18 protein-coding genes are annotated in these 18,740 nt (G+C 60.5%); 10 read left to right on the forward strand and 8 right to left on the reverse strand.

Annotation, left to right across the window (positions count from 1 at the left end):
• Positions 1 to 52: 52 nt before the first annotated feature.
• The 9 genes from ABD827_RS12615 to ABD827_RS12655 all read left to right on the forward strand — a co-directional run bounded on the left by ABD827_RS12615 (position 53) and on the right by ABD827_RS12655 (position 11,033).
• Complete coding sequence (locus ABD827_RS12615) at positions 53 to 1,096, forward strand: rod shape-determining protein (RefSeq protein WP_344965106.1); 1,044 nt, start codon at positions 53 to 55, stop codon at positions 1,094 to 1,096.
• Positions 1,097 to 1,132: 36 nt separating this feature from the next.
• Complete coding sequence (gene mreC, locus ABD827_RS12620) at positions 1,133 to 2,011, forward strand: rod shape-determining protein MreC (RefSeq protein WP_344965107.1); 879 nt, start codon at positions 1,133 to 1,135, stop codon at positions 2,009 to 2,011.
• A complete protein-coding gene (gene mreD, locus ABD827_RS12625) occupies positions 2,008 to 2,505 on the forward strand; it encodes a rod shape-determining protein MreD (RefSeq protein ID WP_425567997.1) in 498 nt (165 codons plus the stop codon). The genes mreC and mreD overlap by 4 nt, the downstream gene beginning before the upstream one ends.
• Positions 2,506 to 2,513: 8 nt before the next feature.
• A complete protein-coding gene (locus ABD827_RS12630; protein WP_344965108.1) occupies positions 2,514 to 3,089 on the forward strand; it encodes a Maf family protein in 576 nt (191 codons plus the stop codon).
• Positions 3,090 to 3,156: 67 nt separating this feature from the next.
• Positions 3,157 to 4,626 carry a ribonuclease G gene (gene rng / locus ABD827_RS12635; RefSeq protein ID WP_298720966.1) on the forward strand — a complete coding sequence of 490 codons (1,470 nt, stop codon included), beginning with the start codon at positions 3,157 to 3,159 and terminating at the stop codon, positions 4,624 to 4,626.
• A gap of 23 nt (positions 4,627 to 4,649) precedes the next feature.
• Positions 4,650 to 8,432, forward strand: coding sequence for a YhdP family protein (locus tag ABD827_RS12640; protein WP_344965110.1), 3,783 nt, complete (start codon positions 4,650 to 4,652; stop codon positions 8,430 to 8,432).
• A gap of 10 nt (positions 8,433 to 8,442) precedes the next feature.
• Positions 8,443 to 9,273, forward strand: a complete 831-nt coding sequence (locus ABD827_RS12645; RefSeq protein WP_344965111.1) for a carbon-nitrogen hydrolase family protein — start codon at positions 8,443 to 8,445, stop codon at positions 9,271 to 9,273.
• Positions 9,263 to 10,708 carry a metalloprotease TldD gene (gene tldD / locus ABD827_RS12650; RefSeq protein ID WP_344965112.1) on the forward strand — a complete coding sequence of 482 codons (1,446 nt, stop codon included), beginning with the start codon at positions 9,263 to 9,265 and terminating at the stop codon, positions 10,706 to 10,708. The genes ABD827_RS12645 and tldD overlap by 11 nt, the downstream gene beginning before the upstream one ends.
• A 130-nt stretch (positions 10,709 to 10,838) precedes the next feature.
• Positions 10,839 to 11,033, forward strand: a complete 195-nt coding sequence (locus ABD827_RS12655; protein ID WP_298720981.1) for a hypothetical protein — start codon at positions 10,839 to 10,841, stop codon at positions 11,031 to 11,033.
• 77 nt (positions 11,034 to 11,110) lie between these two features.
• Here the strand turns inward: ABD827_RS12655 and yjgA are convergent, their stop codons facing one another.
• Positions 11,111 to 11,641, reverse strand: a complete 531-nt coding sequence (gene yjgA, locus ABD827_RS12660; protein ID WP_298720984.1) for a ribosome biogenesis factor YjgA — start codon at positions 11,639 to 11,641, stop codon at positions 11,111 to 11,113.
• Positions 11,642 to 11,744: 103 nt separating this feature from the next.
• Here yjgA and pmbA point away from each other — a divergent pair, with 103 nt between their 5' ends.
• Positions 11,745 to 13,085 (forward strand): metalloprotease PmbA, encoded by a 1,341-nt coding sequence (gene pmbA / locus ABD827_RS12665; protein WP_344965113.1) that lies wholly within the window; start codon positions 11,745 to 11,747, stop codon positions 13,083 to 13,085.
• Positions 13,086 to 13,221: 136 nt separating this feature from the next.
• On the opposite strand, the gene mgtE is transcribed toward pmbA, so the two are convergent.
• The 7 genes from mgtE to lptB are packed head-to-tail and all read right to left on the reverse strand — an operon-like array spanning position 13,222 to position 18,738.
• The gene (mgtE, locus tag ABD827_RS12670; RefSeq protein WP_344965114.1) at positions 13,222 to 14,583 is read right to left on the reverse strand and encodes a magnesium transporter; all 1,362 of its coding nucleotides are present in this window, start codon (positions 14,581 to 14,583) and stop codon (positions 13,222 to 13,224) included.
• Between the two features lie 40 nt (positions 14,584 to 14,623).
• On the reverse strand, positions 14,624 to 14,899 hold the full coding sequence (locus ABD827_RS12675) for an HPr family phosphocarrier protein (protein ID WP_298720993.1): 276 nt from the start codon (positions 14,897 to 14,899) through the stop codon (positions 14,624 to 14,626).
• A complete protein-coding gene (gene rapZ / locus ABD827_RS12680) occupies positions 14,892 to 15,752 on the reverse strand; it encodes an RNase adapter RapZ (RefSeq protein WP_298720995.1) in 861 nt (286 codons plus the stop codon). The genes ABD827_RS12675 and rapZ overlap by 8 nt, the downstream gene beginning before the upstream one ends.
• A 10-nt stretch (positions 15,753 to 15,762) precedes the next feature.
• Positions 15,763 to 16,209: a PTS IIA-like nitrogen regulatory protein PtsN gene (ptsN, locus tag ABD827_RS12685; protein WP_344965115.1), complete on the reverse strand. Its 447-nt coding sequence runs from the start codon at positions 16,207 to 16,209 to the stop codon at positions 15,763 to 15,765.
• Positions 16,210 to 16,211: 2 nt separating this feature from the next.
• Positions 16,212 to 16,499 carry a ribosome hibernation promoting factor gene (gene hpf / locus ABD827_RS12690; protein ID WP_344965116.1) on the reverse strand — a complete coding sequence of 96 codons (288 nt, stop codon included), beginning with the start codon at positions 16,497 to 16,499 and terminating at the stop codon, positions 16,212 to 16,214.
• Positions 16,500 to 16,523: 24 nt separating this feature from the next.
• Positions 16,524 to 17,963: an RNA polymerase factor sigma-54 gene (locus tag ABD827_RS12695; protein ID WP_344965117.1), complete on the reverse strand. Its 1,440-nt coding sequence runs from the start codon at positions 17,961 to 17,963 to the stop codon at positions 16,524 to 16,526.
• Between the two features lie 49 nt (positions 17,964 to 18,012).
• A complete protein-coding gene (gene lptB / locus ABD827_RS12700; RefSeq protein ID WP_298721008.1) occupies positions 18,013 to 18,738 on the reverse strand; it encodes an LPS export ABC transporter ATP-binding protein in 726 nt (241 codons plus the stop codon).
• Between the last annotated feature and the right edge of the window lie 2 nt (positions 18,739 to 18,740).

The raw sequence follows: 18,740 nt of genomic DNA on the forward strand, positions 1-18,740 counted from the left end.
ATAAAGTTAGCCGCACTTTCCGGTTTTTCAATTCCAGGATCCCCTTCAGCATATGTTTAAAAAGCTAAGAGGCATGTTTTCCAACGATCTTTCGATCGACCTGGGAACGGCCAACACCCTCATCTACGTGAAAGATCAGGGCATTGTTCTGAACGAGCCTTCTGTCGTGGCCATTCGCCAGGAAAGAGCCGGTTCGGCCCAGAGTGTTGCCGCCGTAGGCCATGCCGCCAAACAGATGCTGGGACGGACTCCCGGCAATATCGCCGCCATCCGTCCGATGAAAGACGGTGTGATTGCCGATTTTTATGTCACCGAGAAAATGCTGCAGCATTTTATCAAGCAGGTGCACGACAACAATTTCTTTCGCCCCAGCCCGCGCGTGCTGGTGTGTGTGCCCTGTGGCTCTACCCAGGTAGAACGCCGGGCCATCAAGGAGTCGGCGTTGGGTGCCGGCGCTCGTGAGGTTTATCTGATCGACGAACCCATGGCCGCCGCCATCGGTGCCGGCCTGCCGGTCTCCGAAGCCACCGGCTCCATGGTGGTGGACATCGGTGGTGGTACCACCGAAGTAGCCATCATCTCCCTTAACGGCGTGGTGTATTCCCAGTCGGTACGGGTGGGCGGCGATCGTTTCGACGAGTCCATCATCAATTATGTGCGCCGCAACTACGGCTCGCTGATTGGTGAAGCCACCGCCGAACGCATCAAGCATGCGGTGGGCTCGGCCTATCCGGGTGATGAGGTGCTGGAAATCGAAGTGCGCGGCCGTAACCTGGCCGAAGGGGTTCCCCGCAGCTTTACCCTGAACTCCAACGAGATTCTGGAAGCGCTGCAAGAGCCGCTTTCCGGTATCGTCAGCGCCGTTATGGTGGCGCTGGAGCAGTCTCCGCCCGAGCTGGCTTCCGATATTTCCGAGCGGGGCATGGTACTGACCGGCGGCGGCGCCCTGCTGCGCGATCTGGACCGCTTGCTGATGGAAGAAACCGGCATCCCGGTAGTGGTGGCCGATGATCCCATGACCTGTGTTGCCCGTGGCGGCGGCAAGGCACTGGAAATGATCGACATGCACGGCGGAGATCTGTTCCATTACGATTGATAACGGGGCCGGAATAACCGGCCTGTCCATTCTCTTATGAAACCGATTTTCGGTCGTGGCCCCTCCCTTCCTATCCGCCTGGCACTGGCGGTGGTGGCCTCTTTGGTCCTGATCATCGCCGACAGCCGCTACCACAGCTTTACCGAAGCCAAGGTCTATCTCAACTCGCTGGTCAGCCCGCTGCAGTATGTGGCCAACAGCCCGCGATTGCTGCTCGACTCCGCCTCCAGTCAGCTGATGTCGCGCCAGTCTCTGCTGGCCCAGTCCCAGCGCATGGAGCAGGAACTGTTCCTGCTGCGTGACGATCTGCTGCGGCTGCGTCACCTGGAGCAGGAAAACCAGCGCCTGCGAGATTTGCTCGGCTCGCCGGTGCGCTTCGATACCCGCCGCATGGTGGCGGAGATCATGGCGGTGGACACGGATCCCTTCTCTCACCAGGTGGTGATCGACAAGGGCAGCCTGGTCGGGGTATTTGAAGGCCAGCCGGTGCTCAATGAGCAGGGCGTGGTCGGGCAGGTGATTTCGGTAGGCAAGACCACCAGCCGGGTACTGCTGATCACCGACACCAGCCATGGCATACCGGTGCGGGTGGCGCGTAACGACATCAGGGCCATCGCCAGTGGCAGTGGCCAGCTCGATCGGCTGCTGTTGCACAATATTACCCGTAACACCGATATCCGCGAAGGGGATGTACTGCTCAGCTCCGGCCTGGCGGGGCGTTTTCCCGAAGGATATCCGGTCGGGCGGGTCAGCCGGGTCGGCTACGAAGAAGGTCAGCCCTTTGCCGATATTCGGGTAAAACCCTTTGCCGCCCTCGATAGGGTGCGTTACCTGCTGCTGCTGTGGCCGGAACCACAGGTCATCGATGTGGATGACGTCGCGGCCTCGCCGGCGGCAGAAGGAGCCCCGCAATGACGTCGATGAGAAGCTTTTCCCTGAAAGGGCGGCTGGTGATTGGTATCAGCCTGCTGCTGGCGCTGATCCTGTCCATTTTGCCGCTGCCGGAGCTGATCGCCCCCTTTCGTCCCGACTGGCTGCTAGTCACGCTGATTTACTGGACCATAGCCCTGCCGCACCGGGCCAACGTGGGTACCGCCTTTTTCTCCGGTCTGATGCTGGATCTGCTGCTCGGCTCCGTGCTGGGCGTGCATGCGCTGGCGCTGGTGATCCCCGTGTATCTGGCCGCGTCCCAGTTTCAGCGTATGCGCAACTATTCGGTCTGGCAGCAGGCCTTCGTGGTTGGCGCCCTGGCGATTTTAAATAAAGTGCTGATTTTCTGGGCCGCCTACGTAAACCGGGATATACAGCTTGATTACCACTATTTCTGGTCCATCGTCAGCAGCATGGTGTTCTGGCCCTGGATTTTTCTGCTGCTGCGCAAATGCCGGCGGCAATTCGCCCTGTCGTGAGCCCATTCATGTCCCCTCTGCTTTACCTTGCTTCCGCCTCGCCCCGTCGCCGTGAACTGCTGTCTCAGCTGGAGGTGCCGTTCGAGCTGGTCCTGCCTCGGGTCGAAGAGCAACGTCGGCCCACGGAAACGGCGGTCGACTATGTGCAACGCCTGGCCCGGGACAAGGCCACCGCCGGGGCGGCGATGGCGACCGAGCCGCTGCCGGTGCTGGCCGGCGATACCATAGTGGTACTGGATGGCGATGTGCTGGAAAAGCCGACCGACAAGGCCGACGGTATGGCCATGCTGCGGCGGCTGTCCGGGCGCAGCCATCAGGTGATGACCGCCATGGCGCTGGCCTGGCAGGGGCATATCGAGGTGGTGCTGGTCACCACCGAGGTCAGTTTTCGCCCCCTGAGCGACACCGACATCGCGCGTTACTGGGCCAGTGGTGAGCCGACCGACAAGGCCGGCGGTTACGGTATTCAGGGGCTGGGCGGGCGTTTCGTGTCCCGCATCAACGGCAGTTACAGCGCCGTGGTCGGTTTGCCATTGGTGGAAACCGAAGCCCTGTTGCGCCGGGGTGGGGTTTTGTTGGGCTGATCCCTTATCTGTCCGCCATTCTATGGTAGTTTAGAGGCCATTTTATTCACCTATGGGCGGAGCTCGCATGTCTGCAGAACTGATAATCAATATGACCCCCGCGGAAACCCGGGTGGCACTGGTGGAAAACGGTATTCTGCAGGAAGTGCATGTGGAGCGTCAGGCCCGGCGGGGCATCGTCGGCAATATCTACAAAGGCAAGGTCAGTCGGGTACTGCCCGGTATGCAGGCGGCCTTCGTCGATATTGGCGGCGAGCGGGCGGCGTTTCTGCATGCTTCCGACATAGTGCCCCATACCGAATGCGTAGACACCCGGGAGCAGGCGCACTTCCAGGCTGGCAACATCGCCGAGCTGGTTCGCCAGGGCCAGGACATCATGGTGCAGGTGGTCAAGGATCCCCTGGGCACCAAGGGCGCGCGCCTGACCACCGATATCACGCTACCTTCACGCTATCTGGTGTTCATGCCGGGCAGCGCCTATGTGGGGGTTTCCCAGCGTATCGACTCGGAGCAGGAGCGGGAGCGGCTCAAGCAGATAGTGGGTGGTTACGTCGACGAACAGGGTGGCTACATTATTCGTACCGCCGCCGAAGGCATCGGCGAGAATGAACTGGCGCAGGATGCCGCCTTTCTCAAGCGATTGTGGCGCAAGATCCTGGAACGACGTGGCAAATACCGCTCCTGCTCCATGCTGTATGAAGATCTGGGGCTGGCCTGTCGCATCGTGCGGGACTTCGTCGGTGCCGAACTGGATCGGATTCGGGTCGACTCGCGCGCCACCTACGAGACACTGTGTACCTTCGTCGAGGAATTCGTGCCCGAGCTGTCCGGAAAGATCGAGTATTACCATGGCAGTTCGCCGATTTTCGACCTTTATGACGTGGAAAACGAAATTCAGCGCGCGCTGGATCGCAAGGTCGAACTCAAGTCCGGCGGTTATCTGATCATCGATCAGACCGAGGCCATGACCACGGTCGACATCAATACCGGCGCCTTCGTCGGCCACCGCAATCTCGAAGAAACCATTTTCAATACCAACACCGAAGCCACCCAGGCCATCGCCCGCCAGCTGCGGCTGCGTAATCTGGGCGGCATCATCATCATCGATTTCATCGATATGTACGATGAGGATCACAAACGGCGGGTGCTGCACAGCCTGGGGCTGGCCTTGTCCAGAGACAGGGCCAAGACCAACGTCAACGGTTTCTCCCAGCTCGGGCTGGTGGAAATGACCCGCAAGCGCACCCGCGAAAGCCTGGAACATGTGCTCTGCGGCGCCTGCCCCGAGTGCAATGGCCGGGCCAGAGTCAAAACGGTGGAAACCGTCAGCTACGAAATACTGCGCGAGATAACCCGGGTCAACAAGGCTTATGACGCCGACAAGTTTGTGGTCTATGCCTCGCTGGCGGTGGCGTCCGCCCTGCAGGAAGACGAGTCCCACATGCTGGCCGAGCTGGAAGTGTTTATCGGCAAGCAGGTCAAGGTGAGCAGCGAACCCCTGTATAACCAGGAGCAGTTCGACGTGGTGATGATGTAGTGTCTGTGTTGTTCAGGCGGGGCTTGAGCTGGGCCTGGCTGGGACTGGCGGCAACGGCGGTCCTGCTGGCGGTACTGGTCACCCTGTTGCGCTTTGGCTCGCCCTGGCTGGCCGGCTGGCAACAACAATGGCTGGACCGGCTGTCGAGTGAGCAGCAGTTGACGCTGGAAGTGGGCCGCCTGGGCCTAAGCTGGCAGGATTACGGCCCGGTACTGGTGGTGAACGAGGTCAGCCTGCACCCGCAGGATGCGCCGGCCATCACCCTGCGGCGGGCCCTGGTGAGCGTGCAGTTATGGCAAAGTCTGCGTCAGTGGCGGCCGGTACTGAATGAACTGACCCTGGATGGTCTGCGTTTGCCGCTGAATCTGAGCGGCGAGCAGAATGCCGTCCGGCCTCCCGACTTGAGCTGGTTGCCCCAGCTGGCGCTCGAGGGAGTGGAACGCTTTTCCCTCAACGATGCCCTGCTGGTGGTGACCACACCGCAGCAGGACCTGTTCGAACTGCACCTTCCCGCCCTGCACTGGCAGAATGCGCCCGGTTTGCATCAGGGGCGGGGCCGTCTGGGCTTTGGTCCCGACGCCGAGCAACAGGTGCGCCTCAGCAGCCGTTTCACCGGACCGGTTGACCGACTCGACGGCAGTATTTATCTGCATGCCGATGACGTCGATGCTTCCGCCGTCCTCTCCCGTATTCGCCCCGCCGATTCATCGGTGAGCGCCGATCTCGACTTCGAATTATGGCTGGAGTGGCAGCAGGGCCGGCTAAGCGCCGGGGTGCTGGAACTGGGTGAAAACCGGTTGCGCTGGGGCGATGATCATCAGGTGTTGGTGGATGGCGGCCGGTTGCAGTGGCAACCGACCGATGCCGGCTGGCAGCTCGCCAGCAGCGATGTCGATATCAGTGTCGACGGCGATACCTGGCCGAGCTGGTCTCTTCAGCTAGACCGGCAGCAGGATCGATTGCACGGTTATCTGGATCGACTGACCTTTACCGACCTTGCCCTGCTGGCCCAGTGGGGCGAAAGCTTCTGGCCGACCAGTGCCCGTCAGCTGGCCGGCATTGCCCCCCGCGGCCATCTGGCCAACCTTTATTTTTCCTCTGCCGCCGCCGGTGACGACTGGCGCTGGCAGGGCGAGCTGGAAGACGTCAGCACCCGCGCCTTCGAGTGGACACCGCAAACCCGGGGCCTTAACGGTGATTTTCTGCTGGCCGCTGATCATGGCCAGTTGAGCCTGAACCAGCAAGCGGCGGCCGACTGGGTCTATGACGGTGTCTTTCGCGAGCCCTGGCCGATGCAGCGGTTGTCGACCGGGTTGCGCTGGCAAAAGCAGCCGGACGGCTGGCTGCTGTGGAGCGATGAACTGGAAGTGAATACCGCCGACCTGGCGCTGCAGGGCTGGTTCAGCCTGCAGTTGCCGAGCCGGGGCGCACCTCTGCTCAGTACCTCGGCGCGGGTGAATGTCTTGCGAGCCGAACGGGCCTTCAGCTATTTTCCCGAGCCATTGATGGGCTCACGCCTGGTGAACTATCTGCAGGGGGCCATTCGTGGTGGCCAGGCCGAGGGTGCCGAAGTGCTCTGGTACGGGCGACTCACCGGGTTTCCCTATCACGATGACAGCGGTATTTTTCAGGCCCGGGTGCCGCTGCGCCAGGCCGAATTTCGCTTCGATCCCCACTGGCAACCGCTGACCGATCTCAGCCTGGATCTGCTGTTTGAAAATGATGGCCTCTACATGCGGGGGCCGGAAGGGCGCCTGGGCGCGGTAAATGCCCGCGCCATCGATGCGCGCATAGTGCCGCTGAACAAGGCGGCCAAACTCGAACTCAGTGCCGACATTGCAGGCGCCGGTGAGGCGGTCACCGCCTATCTGCAGAACTCCTCTCTGGCGGCCTCGGTCGGGACCACTCTGGAGCAGGTGCAGGTAACGGGTCCCCTGACGGGCCGGCTGGCGCTGGCGATTCCCTTGCACGGCGGCCCGGTGGCGGTAGCGGGCCAGGTCGACTTTGCACGCAACCGGGTGCGGGTAAAACCGCTGGATCTGCCGCTCGATCAGGTGAGTGGCCGCCTGCTGTTCGATGAGCGGCAGACCCGCTTCGAGGGCATGGAGGCCAACTGGAACGGACAACCGCTGCAGCTGGATTACCGTGGGCAGCAGACTGCCGCCGGCTACGAGGTAGGTATCGATATGCGGGGGCGGCTGCAGGCCGCCGCGCTGGCGCGAGCTTACCCGCCGCTGCAGGCGCTGGACGGCGCGGCCGACTGGCGCGGCAAACTCAAGCTGACGCTGGCGGAGGGAGGCAAGCTGGATTATCGCTTTCAGGCCGACTCGGCGCTGCAGGGGCTTTCCAGCCGCCTGCCACCGCCGCTGAACAAGGCCGGCAACCAAGCCTGGCCCAGTCAGCTCGAGCTGACGGGGGATGGTCAGCAGGCGCGGATTGAGCTGACCCTGGGTGAGCAGATTCGCGGGCTGGCCGGGGTGGGGTTCGGGCCGAACGGTGCCAGGGTGCAGCGGCTGTGGTTGTCGGCCGGGGCCGGCGTTCAGCCCACTCTGCCTCGGGCACCACTGGATATCGCGGTGCGGGTAGCGGACTTACCGCTGGATGACTGGCTGGTGCTGTTAAGGGATGCACAACCGGCGTCTTCCGGCCCCGATGCCTCCTTGCCGCCGGGTGCCAGCCCCCGAATTACCTGGCCGACCCCTTACCGGGTGTCGGTGCAGGCCAGTCGGGCTCGGCTCTGGCAGTATCCCCTTAACCAGCTTAGGTTGTCGATTGGCCCGGCGGAGAGGCAGCGACAGCAGCTGAATGTGACCGCCGAGCAGGCGGATGGCACCCTGAGCTGGGGTGATAATCAGCCGGTGCAGGCGCAGTTCAGGCGACTCTGGCTGACGCCGAATGCGAGTGCGCCAAGCGCTGTATCAACAGTAAAATCCGCTGCTGTGCCAGACGGGGTAACCCCCGACCGGCTGCCGGCCGTGCAGTTTCGCTGTGACGACTGCCGCTGGCAGCAGCTGGCGTTGGGCAAGGTGGCTTTTGAATTACGCCCCCAGCCGGAACAGAATGGGATGCAGCTGACCGAACTGAGTCTGGATGGCCCGCTGCTGCAGGCCCGGGCTCATGGCCAGTGGTTGCAGCATCAGAGCGGCAACCTGAGCCGACTGGAGTGGCAAAGCAGCACCTCATCGTTGCAGCGGCTGTGGCAGGCATTGGGTAAAGCGTCGCCGTTCAGCGAAACGCCGGCCCGACTCGAAGGGCAACTGCGCTGGCTGGATGTACCCTGGCGACCGGATCTGGCCAGTCTTAACGGTCAACTGAAAGCCGACACCGATGCCGGTGTATTGCGCGAAGTGAACGACAGGGGCGCCGGTCTGTTGTCGGTACTGAGCATGGAGTCGGTATTGCGTCGGCTAAGACTGGACTTTCGTGACGTGTTCGAGCAGGGTTTCTATTTTGATCGTATCAGCGCCAGCGGCGCGCTGCACAACGGGGTATTACAGAACGACGATTTGGCCCTTGATGGGGCAGCCGGTAACCTGCGCGGCGGCGGACGGGTGGATCTGGCGGCGGAGCGGCTCGATTATCGTCTGGAGTTTACACCCAATCTCACCGGCAACCTGCCGGTGCTGGCGGCCTTTGCGGTCACCCCGGTGACCGGGCTTTACGTGCTGGCGCTGTCCAAGGTGCTGGGCCCGGTGGTGGATGTGTTTACCCGCATTCGCTACCGAGTAGAGGGCCCGTTGGAACGGCCCAAGGTGACCGAGCTGGAACGGGAGCGAAAACGGGTCGCCGTACCCGGTAACGAATAAGGAGTACGCCATGGAACTGGTTGCGATACAGATAACGGCCGGGCCCGACTGGCCGGAAAACCGGGCCAGGCTGGAAAGCTGGCTGGAGCAATTACCGTCGACGCGTCCCTTGCTGGTGCAACTGCCGGAAAATGCCGTGGTGTTTGGCAGCAAGGCGGCGGCGCGGCAGCTGGCCGAGCCGCTGGGCGAAGGCCCGATACAGGCCCGGTTCAGTCAATGGGCCCGCGAACTGGGCATCTGGCTGCTGGTCGGCTCCATGCCGACCCGTATCGAGGGCAGCGAACGGCTGCACGCCACCAGTCTGGTCTATAACGATCGGGGCGAGCGAATGGGTCATTATCACAAGCTGCACCTGTTCGATGTGGATGTCGCCGATGATCAGGGGAGCTATCGGGAGTCGGCCACCTATGCGCCCGGCGACGAACTGTGTGTGATCGACAGTCCCTTCGGGCGTCTGGGGTTGTCTATCTGTTATGATTTACGTTTTCCCGAGTTATACCGGGCGTTGCGTGAACGGGGTGCCGAGATCCTGATGGTGCCGGCGGCCTTTACCCGGGTCACCGGTCAGGCGCACTGGCTGCCCTTGTTACAGGCCCGCGCCATCGAAAACCAGTGTTATGTGCTGGCGGCGGGCCTCTATGGCGAACAGGGCCAACGACAGACCTGGGGCCATTCGGTGATTCTCGATCCCTGGGGCGAGGTTCAGGCCTGCCTGCCCAATGGCGAGGGACTGGTGGTCGCCCCGCTGGAGCCGGAACGACTGTCACGCATTCGCCGTCAGATGCCGGTTGCACAACATGCCCGCCTGAGCGCGGTTTGGAGAGACAAGCATGAGTATTGAACAGATTAATCGCAGCCTGCTGATCCCGAACGAACTGGATATGGCGCTGCTGGACGCCCAGCTGGCCCGACTGAGCCGGCATCAGATCGATTTTGCCGATCTCTATTTTCAGAACAGTGTGCACGAGTCCTGGGTGCTGGAAGACGGCATCGTCAAGGATGGCAGTTACAACATAGAGCAGGGGGTAGGTGTGCGGGCGGTCAGCGGTGAAAAGACCGGTTTCGCCTACTCCGACGAACTAACGGCAACGGCGCTCGATCAAGCGGTGAGCGCCGCCCGGGGCATTGCCGAACAGGGCGGCGATGGTCGCTTCCAGATTGGCCGCGAACGCGCCATTGCGCCGCGTTATTTTGGTCTCAACCCGCTCGATACCCTGACCCGGGAGCAGAAGATTGCCCTGTTGCAGCAGATGGATGCTTTCGCCCGTAGCCTGGATCCGGCGGTCACCCAGGTGATTGCCTCCATTTCCGGTGTGTATGAAGAGATACTGGTGATGGCTACCGATGGCACCCTGGCCACCGATTTGCGCCCGCTGGTGCGGCTGAACTGTTCGGTGCTGGTGGAGCGCAAGGGGCGGCGCGAACGGGGTGGCAGCGGTGGCGGCGGCCGGGTCGGCTACGACTATTTTCTGGAAGAGCTGGACGGCCAGCCCAGAGCCATGAGCTATGTGAAAGAAGCGGTACGTCAGGCGCTGGTCAATCTGGAAGCGATAGACGCTCCGGCCGGTACCATGCCGGTGGTGCTGGGCGCCGGCTGGCCCGGTGTCTTGCTGCACGAGGCGGTGGGACACGGACTGGAAGGCGACTTCAACCGCAAGGGCTCCTCCGCCTACGCCGGTCGTATCGGCGAACAGGTCGCCTCCGGTTTGTGCACCATAGTGGATGACGGCACCCTGGCCAACCGCCGCGGCTCGCTGACCATCGACGATGAAGGTACCGAAAGCGCTTATAACGTGCTGATCGAAAACGGCACGCTCAAGGGCTACATGCAGGACAAGCTCAATGCCCGGCTGATGGGCGTAGCGCCCACCGGCAACGGCCGGCGGGAGTCTTATGCTCATCTGCCGATGCCGCGGATGACCAACACCTATATGTTGCCGGGCGAGACACCGCCGGAAGAGATCATCCGCAGCGTGAAGAAGGGCATCTATGCGCCCAACTTCGGCGGTGGTCAGGTGGATATTACCTCCGGACGCTTCGTGTTTTCCGCCTCCGAGGCCTATCTCATCGAAGACGGCAAGCTGACCGCGCCAATCAAGGGTGCCACCCTGATAGGCAATGGTCCCGAGGCCATGAGCCAGGTGTCCATGGTCGGTAACGATCTGGCGCTGGATGCCGGTGTAGGTGTGTGTGGCAAGGAAGGCCAGAGCGTACCGGTGGGTGTCGGTCAGCCAACCCTCAAGCTGGATCGAATGACGGTGGGTGGTACTCAGTAAGCTCTCTGGTTGATTATCAACCTGATTGTTAACCATAGGTTAACGGTTTTTTTCTGTGCGATTCGGGGCCGATGCGGTGTCTAATGTTTGCTGAGTCACGTGAATGCGTGGAAGCAAACTGGAGGCGATAATGATGAAAACATTGCTATCGATAGCCTTTGCCTCTGTTCTAGGGTTGATGTTGATGCCGGCTCAGGCCGGTTCGGTGCTAAATGTGCAGCAGCCTGTAGTGCAGGAAATGGCAAGCAGGGGCGACGGTGTTGATGCCCGTGAATGTGCCAAGTTACGTAAAATGGGTAAAAAACCGGCGGGTATGTGTTTTTAACTGCCGAGCCTATTAATAACAACGGGAGCCCAGGCTCCCGTTGTGCTGTCTGCATCTTCATTCCGGTGTGGCAGTAATTACGAAGGGTCTGAGCCCAGGGTCTGTTTCAGATACTGGAACAGCTCGCGGTAGGCCTGGGGGGGCAGACCGGCAGCCAGCTCCTTGCGGCCCTGACGCGCCAGCTGGCGCAGCTTTTGCCGATCCAGATTGCGGTGCTCGGCCAGCAGGGCATTGACGCCCTTGTCGCCTTCCTTGATCAGCCGGTCACGCCACAGTTCCAGCTTATGGAAATGGGCATTGGCAACGGCACTCTTGTGCTCGAAGCCCGCCAATGCTTTCTGGATATCGGTGACGTCCCGAGTGCGCATCAGCTTGCCGATATAGGACATGTGGCGGCGCAGACCTTCCCGCTTGTTGTGAAGCTTGTGTGCCAGCTCTATGGCTTCCAGCAAATCTTCGTCCAGTGGCACCTTGGCCAGTTCGTGAGGCTGAAGCTTGACCAGCGACTCCCCCAGTTTTTGCAGGGCGCGGCTTTCCCGCTTCATCTCGCTTTTACTGACCCATTCGATTTCATCATCGTGGCCGTTGGGGGCGTCGTGCTGGCTCATAGTTTTTCCGTCTCGATTAACATATACATATATATTACCAGCTTCTCCCAAGGCGCGCAGGGGTCTGTTATGCTAACTCCAAACTGAGCCAGCGATGTGAATCATGACCCCAGCAGAAATTCAAACCGAACAGCGCCAGCTAGAGCTGGCCGTAGAGCAGGCCCTGGACAGCGCCAAACGACTGGGCGCCGACAGCGCCGAAGTGTCCATCAGCAAGCAGACCGGGCTTTCGGTCAACACCCGTAACGGTGAACTGGAAAATATCGAGTTCAACAAGGACGGTGCCTTAGGGATCGCCGTCTACCGGGATGGCCGCAAGGGCTCGGCCTCCACGTCCGATTTGCGCCCCGATGCCATCACCCGCACCGTGGCGGCGGCGCTGGATATTTCCCGTTATACCACCGCCGATCCCTTCGCCGGCATCGCCGATGCCGATACCCTGGCCTGGGATGCACCGGAGCTTGAGTTGTGTTTTCCTCGTCAGCTTGAGCCTGCCGACGGTATCGAACTGGCCCTGCGCTGCGAGCAGCAGGCGCTGGGCCGGGATCCTCGTATCAAGCAGTCGGACGGCGCCAGCTTTTCCAGTAATCTGGGCATCAAGGTTTACGGTAACAGTCACGGCTTCATCAAGGGTTACGCCGGTAGCCGCTTCGGCATGAGCTGCGTGCTGATCGGCGAGCAGGATGGCGACATGCAGCGGGAGTACGGCTATACCTCGGCGCGCAGCTTCGGGGATCTCTGGACGCCCGAGCAGGTGGCGGACGAAGCGGTCAGCCGTACCCTGGGCCGCCTGGGCGGTCGTAAAATCGACACCACCCGGGCGCCGGTGCTGTTTCATCCGGATGTGGCCGCCAGCCTGTTCGGTCATCTGGTGATGGGGATCAGCGGCGGTAACCTGTATCGCCAGTCTTCCTTTCTGCTCGATGCGCTGGGCGAGCGGATTTTCCCCGACTGGTTCGACATTCACGAACAGCCGCATCTGCACAAGGGGCTGGCCAGCTCGCCGTTTGATAACGAAGGGGTGCGTACTCAAGAGCGCCACATCATCGAAAAGGGTGAGCTTAAAACCTACCTGTTGACCAGCTATTCGGCCCGCAAGCTCGGCATGGCGCTGACCGGACACGCCGGCGGTATTCACAACTGGACGGTGGCGAACAGCGGCCAGAGCCTGGAGCAGTTGCTGAAGATGATGGGTACCGGTCTGTTGGTAACCGAGATGATGGGCCAGGGCGTGAATATCGTTACCGGTGACTATTCCCGTGGCGCGGCCGGTTTCTGGGTGGAAAACGGCGAAATCGCCTATCCGGTGGAAGAGATCACCATCGCCGGTAATCTGAAGCAGATGTTTGCGGGCATTCAGGCCATCGGCACCGACGTGGAAACCCGTTCCAGCCTGCAGACCGGCTCTGTACTGATCGACGAGATGAAAATCGCCGGACAGTAACTGCAGGGAATTGGGATTAGGGACTGGAAGTTCGGGAGCGAGTCCCTAATCACCAGTTCCCGTTCCCTCCTTCTTACCAGGAGCCTGGGTTGGGAGCTGCGCTTATCGCCAATCTACTGCTATTCCCTATTCCCGGTCAGTGCAGCAGGATCAGGGTCGAGAGACCCAGGAAGGAGAACAGACCGACGATGTCGGTGACGGTGGTCAGGGCCATGGAGCCGGCCAGCGCCGGGTCGATATTGAGCTTGCGCATCACCAGCGGAATGGCGGCGCCGGCCAGCCCCGCGACCGACAGATTGATAAACATGGCCGAGGCCAGTACCAGGCCTATCTCCCAGCTGCCTTTCCACAGACTCACCACTACCGCCACCATCACCGCCCACAGCAGACCGTTGAACAGCCCCACCAGCGCTTCCTTGGTCAGCAGCCAACGGGCGTTGCTGTCGCCGATATGGCCGACCGCCATGCCGCGGATCACCAATGCCAGGGTCTGATTGCCGGCGATACCGCCCATGGAGGGCACTATGGTCATCAGAATCGCCAGAGTAGCCAGCTGTGACAGGGTTTCCTCGAACATGTTGGAGACGCTGGCGGCGAGCAGGGCCGAGCCCAGGTTGACGGTGAGCCAGATGGAACGACGGCGGGCACTGGTCAGTACCGGCGCGAAGGTATCTTCGTCATCGTCCATCTTGGCCATGCCCATCATCGAGTGTTCGCCTTCCTCTCGAATGATGTCCACCACGTCATCGATGGTGATACGGCCCAGCAACTGATAGTCCTCATCGACCACCGGCGCCGACAGCCAGTCGTGACGCTCGAACAGGTTGGCCACGTCGGTGTCGGTCATGGTCAGCGGTATGGCTTCCACCTGGGTATCCATGGCCTCGGCAACCGTGGTGGCCGGATCCTGCACCACCAGACTGGCGAGGGAAATATCGCCCAGCAGCCGGTTATTCTGATCGACCACATAAAGCGTATCGGTGCCCTCCGGCAGTTCGGTATGCAGGCGCAGGTAGCGCAGTACCACCTCGATGCTGACATCGGCCCGCAGGGTGATGAACTCGGTATTCATGATGGAGCCGGCGGTGTCTTCCGGATACGACAGCGCCTGCTGGGCCCGCTGCCGATCCTGCTCATCCATCTGGGTAAGTACCTGATTGAACAGCTGCTCGGGCAGATCCCGCAGTACATAGGCCAGATCGTCCGACTCCATGTCTTCCAGTGCGGCGGCCAGTTTGCCCGGATCCATCAGCCGGATGATGCCGTCTCTGACTTCCTCCGACAGCTCTTCCAGGATTTCGCCGTATTCATCCGGGTCGATCAGCTGCCACAATACCTTGCGACTGGGAGAGGGAGAGGACTCCAGCAGCCAGGCGACGTCGCCGGGGCGCATCTGTTGCAGCATGCGGCGAACGTGCACGAACATGCCGCTGTTCAGCGCCTGGGTAATGGTGTCCAGATGATCCTGCGTTCTTGGCTTTTCTAATGATTCTGTCATCCGGACTCCAGCCTTCTGCGGGGGGAAGGCGATAGGGGAATTATTCTGATTCGTTGAAGCGGTCGGCGACCAGGCGGGAGACGGCGTTCATGGCTGCTTCTGCATCCGGCCCTTCGGCAACGACGCGAATGGCGTGCCCTTGGGCGGTTTCCAGCATCAGCAAGCCCATGACGCTGTTGGCCGGGGCCTGTTTTTCCTGGTTGCAAACGGTCACGGTGGCATCGAATTGCTGGGTTAACTGTACCAGCTGAATGGCGGCTCGGGCATGGAGCCCGAGCTTGTTGACGATTTGCAGATCCCGCTCGATTCTAGTCATGTTGCTTTTCCAGGGTCCGGTGGCGCAGTTGTACGCTTTTGCCCATTTGCCGGAATATCTGTGCGAGCTGCTCGACGATATACACGGATCTGTGCTTGCCACCGGTACAACCGATGGCGACGGTCACGTAACTGCGGTTGTTGCGTTCCAGGTGCGGCATCCAGGTGACCAGCAGGTTTTCAATCTGCCACAGGTATTTGGTGACCTCGGGCTGGCTGCTCAGGTAGCTGGCGACCGGCTCGTCCTGGCCGCTGAAAGGGCGCAACTCGGCTATCCAGTGGGGGTTGGGCAGAAAGCGGGCATCGAACACGAAATCCGCATCCTGAGAAATACCGTATTTGTAGCCGAAAGACTCGAATACCCAGTTCAGTTCCCGTTCCTTCTTGCCGAGAATACGGGCGCGGATAATTTCGCTCAGATCGTGAATACTGAGATCGGAAGTGTCGATACGCAGATCGGCGGTGGAAGACAGAGGCGCCAGCAGGTGGGTTTCCTGACGGATGGCTTCGTCCAGGGTCAGGCTGTGACGAGACAAGGGGTGCAGCCGGCGAGTGTCGCCGAAGCGACGGATCAGGGCGGCATTGTCCGCGTCGATAAAAATACTGGACAGGCTGACCCCTTCCATGGCGCCGATGTCGGCCAGACAGGCTTCCAGTTTGTCGGCACTGTCGGGCAGGTTGCGTACATCGATGCTGACCGCCACCTCACCGGGTTCGCGCCGACGCATCTGTACCAGCTCGGGCAGCAGCTCGACGGGCAGGTTGTCGACACAGTAATAACCCAGATCCTCGAGCACACGCAGGGCCACGGTTTTACCCGAGCCCGAACGACCACTGACGATCACCAGCTGCATATTGTTCTCCTCAGGAAGACACCATGATGTGATAGAGCTCGTCATCGCTGCCGGCCTGGCGCAACTGCTTGCAGACCTGTTTGTTGCTGAGCTTTTCGGCAATCAATGACAGCGTCTTGAGATGCTGCTTACATTCTTGTTCCGGTACCAGCAGGGCGAATACCAGGCCTACGGGCTGATTGTCAATGGCATCAAACTCCACCGGCTCGGCAAAGGTGAGTAGCACCGCCGTCGCCTGGTTGTCATTGCTGATACGGCCATGGGGAATGGCAATACCGTTGCCGATGCCGGTGCTGCCCATTTTTTCCCGGGCCAGCAGGCAGTCGAACAGCTGCTGGCTGCTGATATCGAGATGCAGGGCGGCCAGCTCGCTGATGATTTCGAGAGCTCGTTTTTTGCTCGTGCAGGGGACTGCACTGCGGGTGCAGTCCCTGCTCAGTATGTCGGCGACTTCCATGGTTATTTTTGCTTGAGCTTCTCTTTGTGTTTGATGATCTGGCGATCGAGCTTGTCGATCAAGCCATCGATGGCGGCGTACATGTCGTCATGTTGGGCGTTGGCAAAAATTTCACCGCCGCTGAGATGCATTTTGGCTTCGGCCACCTGCTGCAATTTTTCCAGGGTGAGGACGACGTGTACATTGGTGATGTTGTCGAAGTGACGCTCCAGTCGGGCAAACTTGCTGTTCACATAGTCACGCAGGGAATCGGTGACTTCTACATGGTGTCCAGTCAGATTTATTTGCATATCGTCTTCCTTCTAGATCTGCCTTTACATCAGGCGCTTACGCTGATTGGAAGGGGGGATGGCCAGCGACTCCCGGTACTTGGCGATGGTCCGCCTGGCCACCTGTATCCCCTGTTCGGCCAGCAACTGGGCAATTTTACTGTCGCTCAGTGGCTTGGCCGGGTTTTCCGCACCGACCAGTTTCCTGATCAGGGCGCGAATTGCCGTCGACGAACATTCTCCGCCACTGTCGGTACCCACATGGCTGGAGAAAAAATACTTCAGCTCGAACACCCCTCTGGGGGTATGCATGAATTTCTGCGTGGTCACTCGGGAGATGGTGGATTCGTGCATTTCCACCGCTTCGGCCACATCATTCAGCACCATCGGCTTCATGGCCTCGGGCCCGTACTCAAAGAATGCCTGTTGTTGTTCAACAATACAATTGGCAACCTTGAGCAAGGTCTCATTTCGGCTTTCCAGGCTCTTGATAAACCATTTGGCATCCTGCAAATGGTTACGAATAAACTGGCCGTCTTCACTGTTTCTGGGCTGGCGCGCCATGGCGGCGTAGGTCTGATTCAGCCGTACCTTGGGCATGGCGTCATGATTGAGTTCGGCAACCCAGACGTCCTGGCGTTTGGTCACCACCACATCCGGGATCACGTACTCGGAACTGCTCTGAATCACGCTGTTGCCGGGCCTGGGCTCCAGCTGCTGGATCAGGGCCAGCACATCCCTGAGTTCTTCTTCCTTCAGCCTGGTTTTACGTTGCAGGGTGCGATAGTCCCGGTTGCCGAGCAGATCCATGTGTTGCTCAAGCACCAGACGGGCCTCGTTCAGCCAGGGAGTGTCGGCGGGAAAGTGCTCGAGTTGAATGCGCAGGCATTCCTGCACGCTGCGGGCGGCGACGCCGACAGGGTCGAAGTGCTGAATGCGCTTCAACACCGCTTCCACCTCGTCTGCCTCGATTTCCTGGTCGCCACCGGAGACGGCGGCGAGGATATCTTCCAGATCCTGGGTCAGATAACCGGCGTCATCGATGGCGTCGATAATGGCCAGGGCGATGGCCTGATCGGTTTCACTAAAGGGGGTCAGCTGCATCTGCCACAGCAGGTAATCCTGCAGCGTTTCGGTGGTTTCTCCCTGATAGACGGTATCTTCCATTCCTTCGGGCAGGCCGCCGTTACCACTGCTGCCGGAGGAGGCGGTATAGATATCATCCCAATGAGTGTCCATCGGCAGTTCGTCGGACAGCTGGCTTTGCTCCATGGAGGTATCGGCAGCCATTTGCTCGTCGCTGCCACCGTCGGCCACTTCTATGCTGTCCGGCTCTTCCTGCTCCAGCAGGGGATTGTTTTCCAGGGCCAGCTGAATTTCCTGCTGCAGCTCCAGGCTCGACAGCTGCAGCAGGCGAATGGCCTGTTGCAGCTGGGGGGTCATGGTCAGTTGCTGCCCCAGACGTAACTGAAGAGTTGGCTTCATTGTAGAAAAGTCCTTCTATGTCAACCGCATGGGTCTTCAGCGGGCCAGCTCAGAGGCTGAATTGTTCACCAAGATAGACTTTCTTGACCTGCTCGTTCGCGAGTATTTCGGTCGGTGTGCCGGCGGCGATACGATGACCGTGGCTGACAATGTAGGCCCGTTCGCAGACATCGAGGGTCTCACGCACGTTATGGTCGGTAATCAGCACGCCCAGGCCGCGATCACGCAGGTGCAGGATGATTTTCTTGATATCGATCACCGAGATGGGATCGACCCCGGCGAAGGGCTCATCCAGCAGAATGAAACGCGGATCGGCCGCCAGCGCCCGGGCTATTTCCACCCGGCGGCGCTCGCCACCGGACAGGCTCATGCCGGCGCTGTCGCGGATATGAGTGATATTGAACTCTTCCAGCAACTGCTCCATTTTTTCGTCGCGGCCGGCGGCATCCAGATCCTGGCGGGTTTCGAGCACCGCCATCAGGTTGTCGGCCACGCTCAGGCGCCGAAAAATGGACGCTTCCTGGGGCAGGTAACCGATACCGGCCCGGGCTCGCACATGCATGGGCTCATGGCTGATGTCCTGTTCGTCGATGGTGATGCTGCCGGCATCGCGCTGTACCAGGCCCACTATCATGTAGAAGGAGGTGGTCTTGCCGGCGCCGTTGGGACCGAGCAGGCCGACGATCTGACCGGTGTTGACGGTCAGGCTGACATCGGCCACCACCTGGCGGCCCTTGTAACTTTTCTGCAGCCCGCGGGCTTTCAGTGTTGCCATGA

The sequence above is a fragment of the Oceanisphaera sediminis genome (genome assembly GCF_039539745.1).
GTDB lineage: Bacteria > Pseudomonadota > Gammaproteobacteria > Enterobacterales > Aeromonadaceae > Oceanimonas > Oceanimonas sediminis.

Excerpts from the sequence above, each read along its gene's own strand:
- ABD827_RS12615 (WP_344965106.1), top strand. The coding sequence starts at position 53 with ATGTTTAAAAAGCTAAGAGGCATGTTTTCCAACGATCTTTCGATCGAC.
- rng (WP_298720966.1), top strand. The coding sequence starts at position 3,157 with ATGTCTGCAGAACTGATAATCAATATGACCCCCGCGGAAACCCGGGTG.
- tldD (WP_344965112.1), top strand. The coding sequence starts at position 9,263 with ATGAGTATTGAACAGATTAATCGCAGCCTGCTGATCCCGAACGAACTG.
- rapZ (WP_298720995.1), bottom strand. The coding sequence starts at position 15,752 with ATGCAGCTGGTGATCGTCAGTGGTCGTTCGGGCTCGGGTAAAACCGTG.
- ABD827_RS12675 (WP_298720993.1), bottom strand. The coding sequence starts at position 14,899 with ATGACTAGAATCGAGCGGGATCTGCAAATCGTCAACAAGCTCGGGCTC.
- ABD827_RS12655 (WP_298720981.1), top strand. The coding sequence starts at position 10,839 with ATGATGAAAACATTGCTATCGATAGCCTTTGCCTCTGTTCTAGGGTTG.
- ABD827_RS12630 (WP_344965108.1), top strand. The coding sequence starts at position 2,514 with ATGTCCCCTCTGCTTTACCTTGCTTCCGCCTCGCCCCGTCGCCGTGAA.
- mreC (WP_344965107.1), top strand. The coding sequence starts at position 1,133 with ATGAAACCGATTTTCGGTCGTGGCCCCTCCCTTCCTATCCGCCTGGCA.
- mreD (WP_425567997.1), top strand. The coding sequence starts at position 2,008 with ATGACGTCGATGAGAAGCTTTTCCCTGAAAGGGCGGCTGGTGATTGGT.
- ptsN (WP_344965115.1), bottom strand. The coding sequence starts at position 16,209 with ATGGAAGTCGCCGACATACTGAGCAGGGACTGCACCCGCAGTGCAGTC.
- mgtE (WP_344965114.1), bottom strand. The coding sequence starts at position 14,583 with ATGACAGAATCATTAGAAAAGCCAAGAACGCAGGATCATCTGGACACC.
- lptB (WP_298721008.1), bottom strand. The coding sequence starts at position 18,738 with ATGGCAACACTGAAAGCCCGCGGGCTGCAGAAAAGTTACAAGGGCCGC.
- pmbA (WP_344965113.1), top strand. The coding sequence starts at position 11,745 with ATGACCCCAGCAGAAATTCAAACCGAACAGCGCCAGCTAGAGCTGGCC.
- ABD827_RS12695 (WP_344965117.1), bottom strand. The coding sequence starts at position 17,963 with ATGAAGCCAACTCTTCAGTTACGTCTGGGGCAGCAACTGACCATGACC.
- hpf (WP_344965116.1), bottom strand. The coding sequence starts at position 16,499 with ATGCAAATAAATCTGACTGGACACCATGTAGAAGTCACCGATTCCCTG.
- ABD827_RS12645 (WP_344965111.1), top strand. The coding sequence starts at position 8,443 with ATGGAACTGGTTGCGATACAGATAACGGCCGGGCCCGACTGGCCGGAA.
- yjgA (WP_298720984.1), bottom strand. The coding sequence starts at position 11,641 with ATGAGCCAGCACGACGCCCCCAACGGCCACGATGATGAAATCGAATGG.